The 12,288-nt window shown below is 65.6% G+C and carries 14 protein-coding genes; 1 reads left to right on the forward strand and 13 read right to left on the reverse strand.

Annotated elements, in window-relative coordinates; translation table 11 throughout:
• Positions 1-8: 8 nt before the first annotated feature.
• The 3 genes from LJ754_RS01800 to glmS are packed head-to-tail and all read right to left on the reverse strand — an operon-like array spanning position 9 to position 3,794.
• Positions 9-1,535, reverse strand: coding sequence for an NAD(P)H-hydrate epimerase (locus tag LJ754_RS01800; RefSeq protein ID WP_227925085.1), 1,527 nt, complete (start codon positions 1,533-1,535; stop codon positions 9-11).
• 10 nt (positions 1,536-1,545) lie between these two features.
• Entirely contained in the window at positions 1,546-1,896 is a 351-nt protein-coding gene (locus LJ754_RS01805) for a holo-ACP synthase (RefSeq protein WP_227912822.1), read from the reverse strand.
• Between the two features lie 11 nt (positions 1,897-1,907).
• Positions 1,908-3,794, reverse strand: coding sequence for a glutamine--fructose-6-phosphate transaminase (isomerizing) (glmS, locus tag LJ754_RS01810; RefSeq protein ID WP_227925086.1), 1,887 nt, complete (start codon positions 3,792-3,794; stop codon positions 1,908-1,910).
• A 124-nt stretch (positions 3,795-3,918) separates the two neighbouring features.
• Between glmS and coaA the strand changes: the two genes are divergently transcribed.
• Entirely contained in the window at positions 3,919-4,899 is a 981-nt protein-coding gene (coaA, locus tag LJ754_RS01815; RefSeq protein WP_442860299.1) for a type I pantothenate kinase, read from the forward strand.
• Between the two features lie 18 nt (positions 4,900-4,917).
• Here coaA and glmM read toward each other — a convergent pair whose 3' ends face one another.
• The 10 genes from glmM to infA form a co-directional block, all read right to left on the reverse strand.
• Positions 4,918-6,282, reverse strand: coding sequence for a phosphoglucosamine mutase (gene glmM, locus LJ754_RS01820; protein ID WP_227925088.1), 1,365 nt, complete (start codon positions 6,280-6,282; stop codon positions 4,918-4,920).
• 340 nt (positions 6,283-6,622) lie between these two features.
• Positions 6,623-7,120 (reverse strand): 30S ribosomal protein S9, encoded by a 498-nt coding sequence (rpsI, locus tag LJ754_RS01825; RefSeq protein ID WP_227912818.1) that lies wholly within the window; start codon positions 7,118-7,120, stop codon positions 6,623-6,625.
• 39 nt (positions 7,121-7,159) lie between these two features.
• Entirely contained in the window at positions 7,160-7,603 is a 444-nt protein-coding gene (gene rplM, locus LJ754_RS01830) for a 50S ribosomal protein L13 (RefSeq protein WP_146361130.1), read from the reverse strand.
• Between the two features lie 306 nt (positions 7,604-7,909).
• Positions 7,910-8,839, reverse strand: coding sequence for a tRNA pseudouridine synthase A (locus tag LJ754_RS01835; protein ID WP_227925089.1), 930 nt, complete (start codon positions 8,837-8,839; stop codon positions 7,910-7,912).
• A gap of 38 nt (positions 8,840-8,877) precedes the next feature.
• Positions 8,878-9,435, reverse strand: coding sequence for a 50S ribosomal protein L17 (rplQ, locus tag LJ754_RS01840; RefSeq protein ID WP_227912816.1), 558 nt, complete (start codon positions 9,433-9,435; stop codon positions 8,878-8,880).
• A gap of 65 nt (positions 9,436-9,500) precedes the next feature.
• The gene (locus LJ754_RS01845) at positions 9,501-10,511 is read right to left on the reverse strand and encodes a DNA-directed RNA polymerase subunit alpha (RefSeq protein WP_227912815.1); all 1,011 of its coding nucleotides are present in this window, start codon (positions 10,509-10,511) and stop codon (positions 9,501-9,503) included.
• 181 nt (positions 10,512-10,692) lie between these two features.
• Positions 10,693-11,094: a 30S ribosomal protein S11 gene (rpsK, locus tag LJ754_RS01850; RefSeq protein WP_049829160.1), complete on the reverse strand. Its 402-nt coding sequence runs from the start codon at positions 11,092-11,094 to the stop codon at positions 10,693-10,695.
• A 65-nt stretch (positions 11,095-11,159) separates the two neighbouring features.
• Entirely contained in the window at positions 11,160-11,537 is a 378-nt protein-coding gene (gene rpsM / locus LJ754_RS01855; RefSeq protein WP_146361124.1) for a 30S ribosomal protein S13, read from the reverse strand.
• 200 nt (positions 11,538-11,737) lie between these two features.
• The gene (gene rpmJ, locus LJ754_RS01860) at positions 11,738-11,851 is read right to left on the reverse strand and encodes a 50S ribosomal protein L36 (RefSeq protein WP_012397712.1); all 114 of its coding nucleotides are present in this window, start codon (positions 11,849-11,851) and stop codon (positions 11,738-11,740) included.
• An 84-nt stretch (positions 11,852-11,935) separates the two neighbouring features.
• On the reverse strand, positions 11,936-12,157 hold the full coding sequence (infA, locus tag LJ754_RS01865) for a translation initiation factor IF-1 (protein ID WP_055239372.1): 222 nt from the start codon (positions 12,155-12,157) through the stop codon (positions 11,936-11,938).
• Positions 12,158-12,288: the final 131 nt, after the last annotated feature.

Below are 12,288 nucleotides of genomic sequence, written 5' to 3' on the forward strand. Positions count from 1 at the left end.
CGCGGTGTTTACTTGAATTTTGGGTTTCGCCGTGGGGTGAATTCAGCGACCAGCGACCGGATCAGCGGGCCAAGCTGCGAGGGTTCCACGGGTCCGGCGGCGGACGCCAGGACACCTGCCCGGCCGTGCAGGCTTGCGGCCGCTGCGGCCAGCCGTGCGTAGTGGCCCGGCTCCCGTTCGGCGCCAGGCGTGCGGTCGGTGGCCAGCAGGGCGCCGAGGATTCCCGAAAGTGTGTCGCCGCTTCCCGCCGTCGCCAGCCACGGGGTGGCTTCCGCCTGGCTGTACAACTCGCCGGTGGGCGCCGCGACCAGCGTGGCCCAGCCTTTGAGCAGCACCGTGGCACCGGTGAGTTCCGCGGCCCGGCGGACCCAGCGGACGGGATCCGCTTCGATGCCCGTCCGGTCCGCCTCTTCGCCGAGGGACCGCAGCAGCGCGGTGAGCTCGCCGGCGTGCGGAGTCAGGACGACGCCGGCATGCAGTCCTGGACGCACGCCGCCGATCGCATCGGCATCGATCACTGCCGGAAGTCCCGAAGACATGGCGTCGGCCGCGCGCCGGTGCTGGGCTTCGTCCTCCCCGGCTCCGGGGCCGGCCAGCCAGGCCTGGACGTGCGTGAGCGAGACCGTGCCGGTACTGCATACCGCTTCAGGATGCGTGAGGTTGACCAGCCGGGCCACGGAGTCGGGGCCGAGGTAGCGGACCATCCCCGCCCCGGTAGCCAGGGCTGCTCCCGTGGCCATCAGCGCGGCGCCCGGGTAGGTGGCTGAGCCTGCGGCGATGCCCAGCACACCCCTGCTGTATTTGTGGTCCCGGGGACCCGGTACGGGCAGCAGCCCGGGGAGGTCTTCGTCCTGCAGCCGGAAAGCCTCGGGGGCGCCCAGGTACGGGCCCAGCCCAATATCGATGCAGCGGATCCGGCCGGCCGCCGCCGCGCCTGGTCCGGCCAGCAACCCGGTTTTGACCGCACCGAAGGTAACGGTCAGGTCGGCGTGCAGGCAGGTACCGGGTGCCTGCCCGGAATCGACGTCCACGCCGCTGGGCAGGTCGCAGGCCACCACTAAGGGGCCGGAGCCCGGCGGGCGATGGTTCAACGCCTCCGCCAGTACCTGTACCGGGCCGCGGAGACCGCCTCTGCCGCCGGTACCCAGGACCCCGTCAATGACGGCGTCCGCTGCCTGCACGGCCCGAACCAGGGCGGGAGCGTTGTGGTCGTTCAGGGTTGCCACCCGTCCGCCCTCGGCACGGACGGCCGCCAGGGCCTCGGGGTGGGCTGCCTGAGAGGTCAGCAATGCCGTCACGGCGGCGCCGCGGGCGGCCAGGCGGGACGCGGCATACAGTGCGTCTGCGCCATTGTTGCCGCTCCCGGCCAGCACGACGACGCGCGAACCGTAGATCCGGCGTCGGGCAGCCAGCTCGGCGGCCGTGGCAGCGTACAGCCCGTAGGCTGCACGCTGCATCAGTTCGGCACCCTGCCCGGCGGCCAGCAAGGGCTGCTCGGCACGGCGGACGGACGTCCCGGTGTACGCACTGATCATGCGCTAAAGCCTAGCCCTCGGCGATGACCATTGCTGTAGCTACGTCACCGTCATGGCTGAGCGAGAGGTGCCAGGTGCGCACGCCCTTGCCCGCTGCCACGGCGGCCACGGTTCCGTCGATCTGCAGCTGCGGAGCACCGGCCGGATCCAGCCGGACCTGGCAGTCCTGCCAGTTCATGCCGGCCGGAGCGCCCAGCGCCTTTGCTACGGCTTCCTTGGCGGCGAAACGGGCCGCCAGGGAGCGGAGGTTCAGTTCCCGCTCCGCCGGCGCAAACAGCCGTGCCCGGAGCCCGGGCGTGCGTTCAAGCTGCCGCCCGAAACGCGGCACGTCCACAACGTCGACGCCGATTCCAATAATCACGCAGCAGCTCCCTATTCCACGGTGACGGACTTGGCAAGGTTGCGCGGCTGGTCCACGTCGAAGCCCTTGGCCGTGGCCAGTTCGCAGGCGAAGATCTGCAGCGGCACGGTGGTCAGCAGCGGAGCCAGCAGCGTGGGCGTTTCCGGCACGTAGAAGATGTGCTCGGCGTAGGCCTTGACCGCGTCGTCGCCCTCTTCGGCGATGACGATGGTCTTGGCGCCGCGGGCGCGGATCTCCTGGATGTTGGAGACCACCTTCGCGTGCAGGGAGTCCCGTCCGCGGGGTGAGGGGACCACCACGAAAACGGGCTGGCCTTCCTCGATCAGGGCGATCGGACCGTGCTTGAGCTCACCGGCAGCGAACCCCTCGGCGTGGATGTACGCCAGTTCCTTCAGCTTCAGGGCGCCTTCCATGGCGACCGGGAAACCGACGTGCCGGCCGAGGAAGAGCACCGAACCGGTATCTGCCATCAGATGCGCGAGGTCCTTGATCTGGCCGGAGTTGTCCAGCACCTGCTGGATCTTGTCCGGGATCTTGGCCAGGTCGGCCAGGATGTCCTTGATCTCGCCCTGGAACTTATTGCCGCGGATCTGGGCCAGGTACAGGCCCAGCAGGTACGCCGCGGTGATCTGGGCCAGGAACGCCTTGGTCGATGCGACGGCGATTTCCGGTCCGGCGTGGGTGTAGAGCACGGCGTCGGATTCACGCGGAATGGTGGAGCCGTTGGTATTGCAGATGGCCAGGACCTTGGCGCCCTGTTCCTTCGCGTAGCGCACGGCCATGAGGGTATCCATGGTCTCGCCGGACTGGGAGATGGCCACGATCAGCGTGTTGGAGTCGACGATGGGGTCGCGGTAACGGAACTCGTGGCTGAGTTCCACCTCCACGGGGATCCTGCACCAGTGCTCGATGGCGTACTTGGCGACCTGCCCGGCGTAGGCGGAGGTGCCGCAGGCCAGGACCATGATCTTGTTGACGGCCTTCAGGTCCTCGGGGCTGACGCGCAGCTCGTCCAGGGTCAGGCGCCCGTCGGCGTCGGAACGTCCCAGCAGGGTGTCGCCGACTGCCTGCGGCTGGTCGTTGATTTCCTTCTCCATGAAGGAGTCGTAACCGCCCTTTTCGGCGGCTGCAGCGTCCCAGTTCACGTGGAACTCGGTGCCTTCGGCGGGCTTCCCGAAGAAATCGCTGATATCCACGGAGTCCGGCGTGATGGTCACCACCTGGTCCTGGCCCAGTTCAACGGCCCGGCGGGTGAAGTCAATGAAGCCGGACACATCCGAGCCCAGGAAGTTCTCGCCCTCACCCAGCCCGACGACGAGCGGGGAGTTACGGCGGGCTGCCACCACGGTGCCGGGGGAATCGTTGTGCACTGCCAGCAGGGTGAAAGCGCCTTCCAGGCGCTGGCAGGCAAGCTGCATGGAACGGGTCAGGTCCCCGCCGCCCTCGCCGCGGTAGATCGAAGCGAGCAGTGCCGCCGCTACCTCGGTATCCGTTTCGGACACGAACACGGCGCCGGCGGCCAGCATCTCGGACTTGAGCTCGGCGAAGTTCTCGATGATCCCGTTGTGGATCACGGCCAGGCGGCCGTTGTCCGCCAGGTGGGGGTGCGCGTTTTCATCGCTCGGGCCGCCGTGGGTGGCCCAGCGGGTGTGGCCGATTCCGGTGGTGGCGGCCGGCAGCGGAGCAGCCTCGAGTTCGGCCACCAGGTTCGCCAGCTTGCCGGACTTCTTGCGGTACTCAATACCCAGGGGTGTCAGGACAGCTACGCCCGCGGAGTCGTAACCGCGGTATTCAAGCCGCCGCAGGCCTTCCATCACAACGTCGAGGGCCCCGTGGCCAGCAGTTTCAGTACCGCTTACGGCACCCGGGCGGCCTGCATATCCAATAATTCCACACATACCCATAAGACTACCGGCAGGTGGTCGCAGTGCTGAAAACCCGGACGGGCTGCCCGCGCTGCGCGGCGGGACCCGCCGCCGCGGCCGTTTGGGAATGCAGGCGCTTCAGGGCAGAATTCCTAGGGTGACAGAACGCCATGCGAAGCCCTCTCCCGACCACTCCTCCGAGGGCAGTGTCACTCCCTTTGTTGAGCTGGACCGCAAAACCTGGTCACGGCTCTCACATGAGATCCGGTCCCCGCTGAACCAGGATGACATCCTGCGCCTGCGCGGGCTGGGCGACCAGCTGAACCTCGAGGAGATCCGCGAGGTCTACCTGCCCCTGTCCCGGCTGTTGAACCTTTACGTCGCGGCCGCCGGGCGCCTGCACAGCGCCACCACCACGTTCCTGGGTGAAAAGACCACGCGCACTCCCTTCGTGATCGGTGTCGCCGGGTCCGTGGCGGTGGGAAAGTCCACCACGGCGCGCGTGCTGCGCGAGATGCTGCGGCGGTGGCCGGAAACGCCGAACGTGGAACTGATCACCACCGACGGTTTCCTCTATCCCAATGCGGAGTTGGAGCGCCGGGGGCTGATGCAGCGCAAGGGCTTCCCGGAGTCCTACGACCGCCGCCGGCTGCTGCGCTTTGTCAGTGCGGTAAAGAGCGGTGCCGAGGAAGTGCGGGCGCCGAAGTACTCGCACCTGACGTACGACATCGTGCCGGACGAGGAAGTGGTGGTTCGCCGCCCGGATGTGCTGATTGTCGAGGGCCTGAATGTCCTGGCACCGGCACGCACCCGGGCGGATGGCCGGGCGGGCCTGGCCCTGAGCGACTTCTTCGACTTTTCCATCTACGTGGACGCCCGCACGTCCTACATCGAGGAGTGGTACGTCCAGCGGTTCCAGTCGCTGCGCAGCGGTGCCTTCGCGGACCCGGCGTCGTACTTCCACCGGTACGCCGGGCTCACGGACGAGCAGGCCCGTGCCACCGCCCTGGACATCTGGAAGCGGATCAACGAACCGAACCTGGTGACAAACGTCCTGCCCACGAGGGGCCGTGCCCAGTTGGTACTGACCAAGGACGCGGACCACTCGGTGACGCGGATGCTGCTGCGTAAGACGTAGGTCCGGCGGGCCGGAAAGCTAGACGGCGGCACCGGCGTTCAGCGCCAGGTTGGCTTCCACGGCATCGGCCAGGCGGCGGGCCGTTGCGGAGGCAGTGCCCGTGTCGGCCGCTTCCACCATGACCCGAACCACCGGCTCGGTGCCGGAGGGACGCAGCAGCACGCGGCCAGTCTCCCCCAGCTCTGCCTGCGCCCGGGCCACGGCCTGCCGGACGGGTTCATTGCTTTCGACGGCGGACTTGTCCACGCCCTTGACGTTGATCAGAACCTGCGGGAGCTTCTCCATGACGCCGGCCAGCTGCTTCAGGGTGCGGCCCGTGCGTGCCACCTGGGCGGCCAGCTGCAGCCCGGTGAGCACGCCGTCGCCTGTGGTGGCGTATTCGGAGAAGATCACGTGTCCGGACTGCTCGCCGCCGAGGCTGTAACCGCCGCTGCGCATGCCTTCGAGCACGTAACGGTCGCCGACGCCGGTCTCGATAAGCGCGATGCCGGCTTCCCGCAACGCCAGCTTCAAGCCCAGGTTGCTCATGACGGTGGCCACAAGGGCGTTGTCCTTGAGCTTGCCGGCGTCCTTCATGGCCACGGCCATGATGGCCATGATCTGGTCCCCGTCCACCACGTTTCCTTCGTGGTCAACTGCCAGGCAGCGGTCGGCGTCGCCGTCGTGGGCAATGCCCAGGTCCGCACCGTGCTCCACAACTGCGGCCTGCAGCTGCTCCAGGTGGGTGGAGCCGTAGCCGTCGTTGATGTTGAGGCCGTCCGGCTCTGCTCCGATAACCACTACCTCGGCCCCGGCGTCGGCGAAGACCTGCGGGGAGCAGCCGCTGGCGGCACCGTGCGCGCAGTCGAGGACAACTTTGAGGCCTTCAATCCGGTTGGGCAGGGTCTGCAGCAGATGGACCACGTAGCGGTCCTCGGCGTCGGCGAAGCGGTGGATGCGTCCCACTTCGCTGCCGGTGGGGCGCAGGCTGGGGCGGGACATTTCCGCCTCGATCTCGTCCTCGACGGCGTCATCCAGCTTCTGCCCGCCGCGGGCCAGGAACTTGATGCCGTTGTCGGGGGCGGCATTGTGGGATGCGGAAATAACGACGCCGAAGTCGGCGCCGAGGTCCGCCACCAGGTACGCGGCGGCCGGGGTCGGCAGCACGCCTGCATCAAAGACGTCTACGCCCGAGCTGGCCAGCCCTGCCTCCATGGCAGCGGAAATGAAGTCACCGCTGATCCGCGGGTCGCGTGCGACCACTGCCACCGGACGCCGGCCCTCGCCCACGCGGCGGTGGCCGAGTACGACGGCGGCGGCCTGGGCGAGCCCCATGGCCACTTCGGCGGTGATCAGCCCATTGGCCAGTCCACGGACACCGTCCGTTCCAAACAATCTAGTCATTGCGTATCCTCAAGCAGGTTGTAGCCACAGCGGGTAGCCGCACACGGGCAACTTACTGCCCCATTCTGCCACCGGTGCGGTCCCGACTCCGAAACGGGCACCCCGATAGGGCCCCCGGCGCGGCTAAAAACACGCGTGGGGGTAATCCGCCCCACCTCTGCCGCGGGCTCCCCTGACACACAAAAGGCAGCCGCCGCAGCGACTGCCTTTTTGTGCAATAGAACCCTGACCGGCGCTTCTGTAACGAAGTGTTCCGGGCGCTTGTGGAGCCAAGCGCCAAAAAGCGCCGAGGGCCCCAAACTGCATTCGCTCCAGCGAATGCAGTTTGGGTAGGCGCTTTTTAGCGCTTGGAGTACTGCGGGGCCTTGCGGGCCTTCTTGAGACCGGCCTTCTTGCGCTCGATGACGCGGGCGTCACGAGTCAGGAAGCCTGCCTTCTTCAGGGCCGGGCGGTTGTTCTCGCGGTCGATCTCGTTCAGCGAGCGGGCAACGCCGAGGCGCAGCGCACCGGCCTGGCCGGAGGGGCCACCGCCGTGGATACGGGCGATGACGTCGTAGGCGCCTTCGAGGTCAAGAAGCTTGAACGGCTCGTTGACTTCCTGCTGGTGCAGCTTGTTCGGGAAGTAGTCTTCGAGCTCGCGGTCGTTGACGATCCACTTGCCGGTACCCGGGACAACGCGCACGCGGGCAATGGCCTGCTTGCGGCGTCCGACGGCGGAGCCGGGGACGGTCAGGGCGGGGCGTTCCTTGACAGCGGTCTGGACCGAGTCAGAGGATTCCGAGGTGTAGCTGGTGAGCTCCTCGGTGTTTTCATTCAGCTCTTCAGTGTTCTGAGCCACGATTCTCCTTGAATTAATTCTTTAGTTGGCGGGCCAGAACTACTGGGCGACCTGGGTGATTTCGAAGGTCTTGGGCTGCTGAGCGGCGTGCGGGTGCTCGGCACCGCGGTAGACCTTCAGCTTGCTGATCTGGTCAGCAGCCAGGGAGTTCTTGGGCAGCATGCCGCGGATGGCCTTCTCAACTGCGCGCACCGGGTTCTTTTCCAGCAGTTCGGCGTAGTTGACGGAGGACAGGCCGCCCGGGTAACCCGAGTGGCGGTAGGCACGCTTCTGTTCGAGCTTGGCGCCGGTGAGGGCAACCTTCTCAGCGTTGATGATGATGACGAAATCGCCCATGTCCATGTGGGGAGCAAAGGTCGGCTTGTGCTTTCCGCGCAGCAGTGTTGCGGTCTGGCTGGCAAGACGGCCTAGGACAACGTCGGTGGCGTCAATGACGTGCCACTGGCGGTTGATGTCGCCGGGCTTCGGGGTGTACGTACGCACGGTGTTTGCCTTCGTTTCTTCTTCTTAGGTGGCGCGCTGGCCATGGTGCCATGGACAGTGCAGCTTCTCTATGCGTTACCGGATGGTCAGGTGAGGACTGAAGTAACCAGTGGTCCTGATATCTCGGCTATTTCCCCGGGGCCAGGTGGCTCTGCAACTGAGCCGCTCCCGTGGGCATAGGCCTATCGAGGTAGGACACGCACAACGACTATAAACAATAGCCTGCTTACGTAGGTTGGTCAAAAGCTGCCGCAGCGCCGGGATATGGGATTTGCCCTCATTTTACGACGGCTGCCCGCCGCGGCGCTATTCGCGGTGTGCCCGGGTCAGTTCCGCCCGGCCGGCGAGTTCCGCATCTGCCGGGTAGCGGACCTCTTCCAGGACCAGCGGATGGGGCGGCGCGAGGAGCGATTTCGAGTCCCGGATCCTGGCGGCGAGGCGGTCGGCGAGCCACTGCGGACGCCGCTCCCCCGATCCGACGAGCAGGGAGCCGCCTACCAGCGAGCGGACCATGTTGTGGCAGAACGCGTCCGCCTGTATGTGGGTGGTGATCACCCCGTCGGCGCCGCGGCTGAAACTGAACTCCTGCAGTTCACGGATGGTGGTGGAACCGGTGCGCGGCTTGCAGAAGGAAAGGAAGTCCCGGATCCCCAGTACCCCGTCCGCTGCTTGGTTCATCAACCCGATGTCCAGGGGTGCCTTGAACCAGAGGGTGGTGTGCCGCGACAGCGGGTCCCGGTTCTCGGGAAGGTCACATATCCGGTAGCTGTACCGCCGCCAGAGGGCCGAGAAACGGGCGTCGTAGCCTGCCGGGGCCGGGACTGCCGACAGTACCTCCACGGCGCCGCCATGGGCATCTATTGCGCGCCGCTGCTGGCCGGCCTCCCGCGCCGCCATTGTCAGCTCCTTGTTCAGCACTCCGTGCAGCCTGCGCCGCAGGGAGACGCCCGGATCCAGGTCCCTTCCGCGGGCCAGTCCGTACCATTCCGCGGCAGTGAGATCGAAGTGCACCACCTGCCCGCGGGCATGCACGCCGGCGTCGGTCCGCCCCGCTACGGTAATACGGACCGGCCGGCGCAGCAGTACTGCCAGGGCATCCTCCACGAGGCCCTGAACGGTCCACAGGCCTGGCTGGGCGGCCCACCCGGAGAAGGGCGCCCCGTCATAGGCAAGGTCCATCCGGACGCGGAAAGGCCCGCCGTCCGGTTCAGGGAGGGCGGGCCTTTCAAGAGTCATAGCACCCATATTAAGGGCACCGGGACGTCAGCGAAGAATTACTTCTTCTCTTCGGTCTCCACGACTGCTTCGGGTGCTTCTTCGGAAACAACGACTGCCTCGTCAGCAGAATCGGCAGACTCTGCTGATTCAGCAGACTCAGCGGACTCAGCCGAATCGGCGGACTCTTCGACCGGAGCCGGAGCGGCTACGGCAGCTGCGGTGTTGGCCTCGGCCACAACCGACTGCTTGGCCGAAAGCGGTTCCAGGACCAGTTCGATGACAGCCATGGGAGCGTTGTCGCCCTTGCGGTTGCCGATCTTGGTGATGCGGGTGTAACCGCCGTCGCGCTTCGCCACTGCCGGAGCAATATCGGTGAAGAGCTCGTGGACGATGCCCTTGTCGGAGATCAGGGCCAGGACGCGGCGGCGTGAGGACAGGTCCCCGCGCTTAGCGAACGTGATCAGGCGTTCTGCGTAGGGACGCAGACGCTTGGCCTTGGTCACCGTGGTGGTGATCTGCTTGTGCTCGAACAGCTGCGCGGCAAGGTTGGCCAGCATCAGGCGCTGGTGTGCCGGGCTGCCTCCGAGGCGCTTACCCTTGGTGGGTGTAGGCATTACATTTTCTCCTCAAACGGTGCCGTACGGTGCTTTCAAAGCCCGCCGGCAAGAATTTGCTTCAGTTAGAGCTCGTCGTCCGAGTATTCGGACTCGTCCTCTTCAATAGCTGCGGCACGGGCGGCCAGGTCGAACCCGGGAGGGGAATCCTTCAGGGACAGACCCAGTTCAACCAGCTTTGCCTTCACCTCATCGATGGACTTCGCGCCAAAGTTGCGGATGTCCATCAGGTCAGCCTCGGAGCGGGCAACGAGTTCACCCACCGTGTGGATGCCTTCGCGCTTGAGGCAGTTGTAAGAACGCACGGTCAGCTCGAGGTCTTCGATCGGCAGGGCCATGTCGGCTGCCAGTGCGGCATCCGTGGGGCTCGGGCCGATTTCGATACCTTCAGCGGCGGTGTTGAGTTCACGTGCCAGGCCGAACAGTTCAACCAGGGTGGTGCCGGCAGAGGCGACGGCGTCGCGCGGTGCAATGGCATCCTTGGTCTCAACGTCAACGATCAGGCGATCGAAGTCGGTGCGCTGTTCAACACGGGTGGCCTCCACGCGGAAGGTCACCTTCAGGACCGGCGAGTAAATGGAGTCGACCGGGATGCGGCCGATCTCCTGGTCACCGGACTTGTTCTGGCTGGCCGACACGTAGCCGCGGCCGCGCTCGATGGTCAGTTCGAGTTCGAACTTGCCCTTCGAGTTCAGCGTGGCGATGTGCAGGTCGGGGTTGTGGAACTCCACGCCGGCCGGCGGAGCGATGTCCGCAGCCGTCACCACGCCGGGGCCCTGCTTGCGCAGGTACGCCACAACGGGCTCGTCGTGCTCGGAGGAAACCGAGAGGTTCTTGACGTTCAGGATGATCTCAGTGACATCTTCCTTGACGCCGGGAACCGTCGTGAACTCGTGCAGCACGCCGTCAATCCGGATGCTGGTTACAGCGGCACCGGGGATGGAGGAGAGCAGGGTACGACGGAGGGAGTTACCGAGGGTGTAACCGAAACCGGGCTCCAGGGGTTCGATGATGAACCTTGAGCGGTTATCGGCTACGACTTCTTCAGTGAGGGTAGGGCGCTGTGCAATGAGCACTTGCATTTCCTTTCAGCGAGCATCCGCTATATGACGCAACACAAATGGTGGAAACGACGACGACGGGTCTTCCGCGGGCGTCTTGGACGGCTAACAGCCACGTGCCCGGGACCGGTGGGCCTCCGGCGGGCCGGCCACCGAAGTGGCCTGCCCGCCGGGGGAACCGGAACCGAATGACTGATTAGACGCGGCGGCGCTTCGGGGGACGGCAGCCGTTGTGCGCGCTCGGGGTGACGTCCTGAATGGAGCCAACCTCCAGGCCGGTGGCCTGCAGCGAACGGATGGCGGTCTCGCGACCGGAGCCCGGGCCCTTCACGAAGACGTCGACCTTGCGGACGCCGTGCTCCTGTGCGCGCTTTGCAGCGGCTTCAGCAGCCATCTGAGCAGCGAACGGGGTGGACTTACGGGAGCCCTTGAAGCCAACCTCACCGGCGGAAGCCCATGAGATAACAGCACCGGACGGGTCCGTGATGGACACGATGGTGTTGTTGAAGGTGCTCTTGATATGCGCCTGGCCGAGCGCGATATTCTTCTTATCCTTGCGACGCGGCTTGCGGACCGCTCCACGAGTCTTGGGGGGCATTACTTCTCCTACAAAGAGTTTGGTTTAGGTGGCCCGGATTCGGGCCGTGGCCGTAAGACCGCTGTTTAGCGGCCGGCCTTCTTCTTACCGGCAACGGTGCGCTTCGGGCCCTTGCGGGTACGAGCGTTGGTCTTCGTGCGCTGACCGTGGACGGGCATGCCACGACGGTGGCGGATACCCTGGTAGCTGCCGATCTCGACCTTGCGGCGGATGTCGGCGGCCACCTCACGGCGGAGGTCACCCTCAACCTTGAAGTTGCCCTCGATGTAGTCACGCAGCTGAACGAGTTCAGCGTCGGTGAGGTCCTTGACGCGAGTTTCCGGGCTGATGCCGGTCTCTGCAAGGGTCTGCTCTGCACGGGTCTTGCCCACGCCGTAGATGTAGGTAAGCGCAATCACTACCCGCTTTTCGCGGGGAATGTCAACGCCAGCGAGACGTGCCATATCGGCGGTTCTCCTTTGGTTATTACCGGAGGTCTGAAGCAGTGCGTCCCTGTTGCCAGGTCCCCGGCCTCCGTACCGGGGGTATGCGTCACGCGTATTGACGCTGCACTGCCATATTCAATTAACTACGCGTGGGCTGATCCCTGTGTAAGGGGCCCTCTTGCCGCTGCCCTTGCAGGCCTCGGCGGAAGAGCGGCTGATTAGCCCTGGCGCTGCTTGTGGCGCGGGTTCTCGCAGATCACCATGACTCGACCGTTACGGCGAATCACCTTGCACTTATCGCAGATCTGCTTGACGCTCGGCTGTACCTTCATGGTGTTCCTTTGCGTGGTTGCAGGGTTGAGCTTCAACGTGGGGCAGGCCGGCTGGGCCGGTCCGCCGTCCGTCTTTGCAGCGGTTTATTTGTAGCGGTAGACGATCCGACCCCGGGTGAGGTCGTACGGGCTAAGTTCCACTACAACGCGGTCTCCTGGGAGGATGCGAATGTAGTGTTGACGCATCTTTCCCGAGATGTGTGCGAGCACAATGTGGCCGTTGGCCAGCTCAACGCGGAACATCGCGTTGGGCAGGGCTTCGTTGACCGAGCCCTCGATCTCAATGACGCCGTCTTTCTTGGCCATATCCTCCGCTAACGTCTGTGCCCCCGGCCTGAGCCGGGAACGGTTTTCGATTGTGGTTCCCCTACCTGTTCCGCAGACCGCTTCCGCTGCACAGGGCATCGAGGGCGGGTATTCCGGGCACGAATGTAGAG

The organism is Arthrobacter sp. zg-Y40, assembly GCF_020731535.1.
In the GTDB taxonomy this organism is placed as follows: Bacteria; Actinomycetota; Actinomycetes; order Actinomycetales; family Micrococcaceae; genus Arthrobacter_B.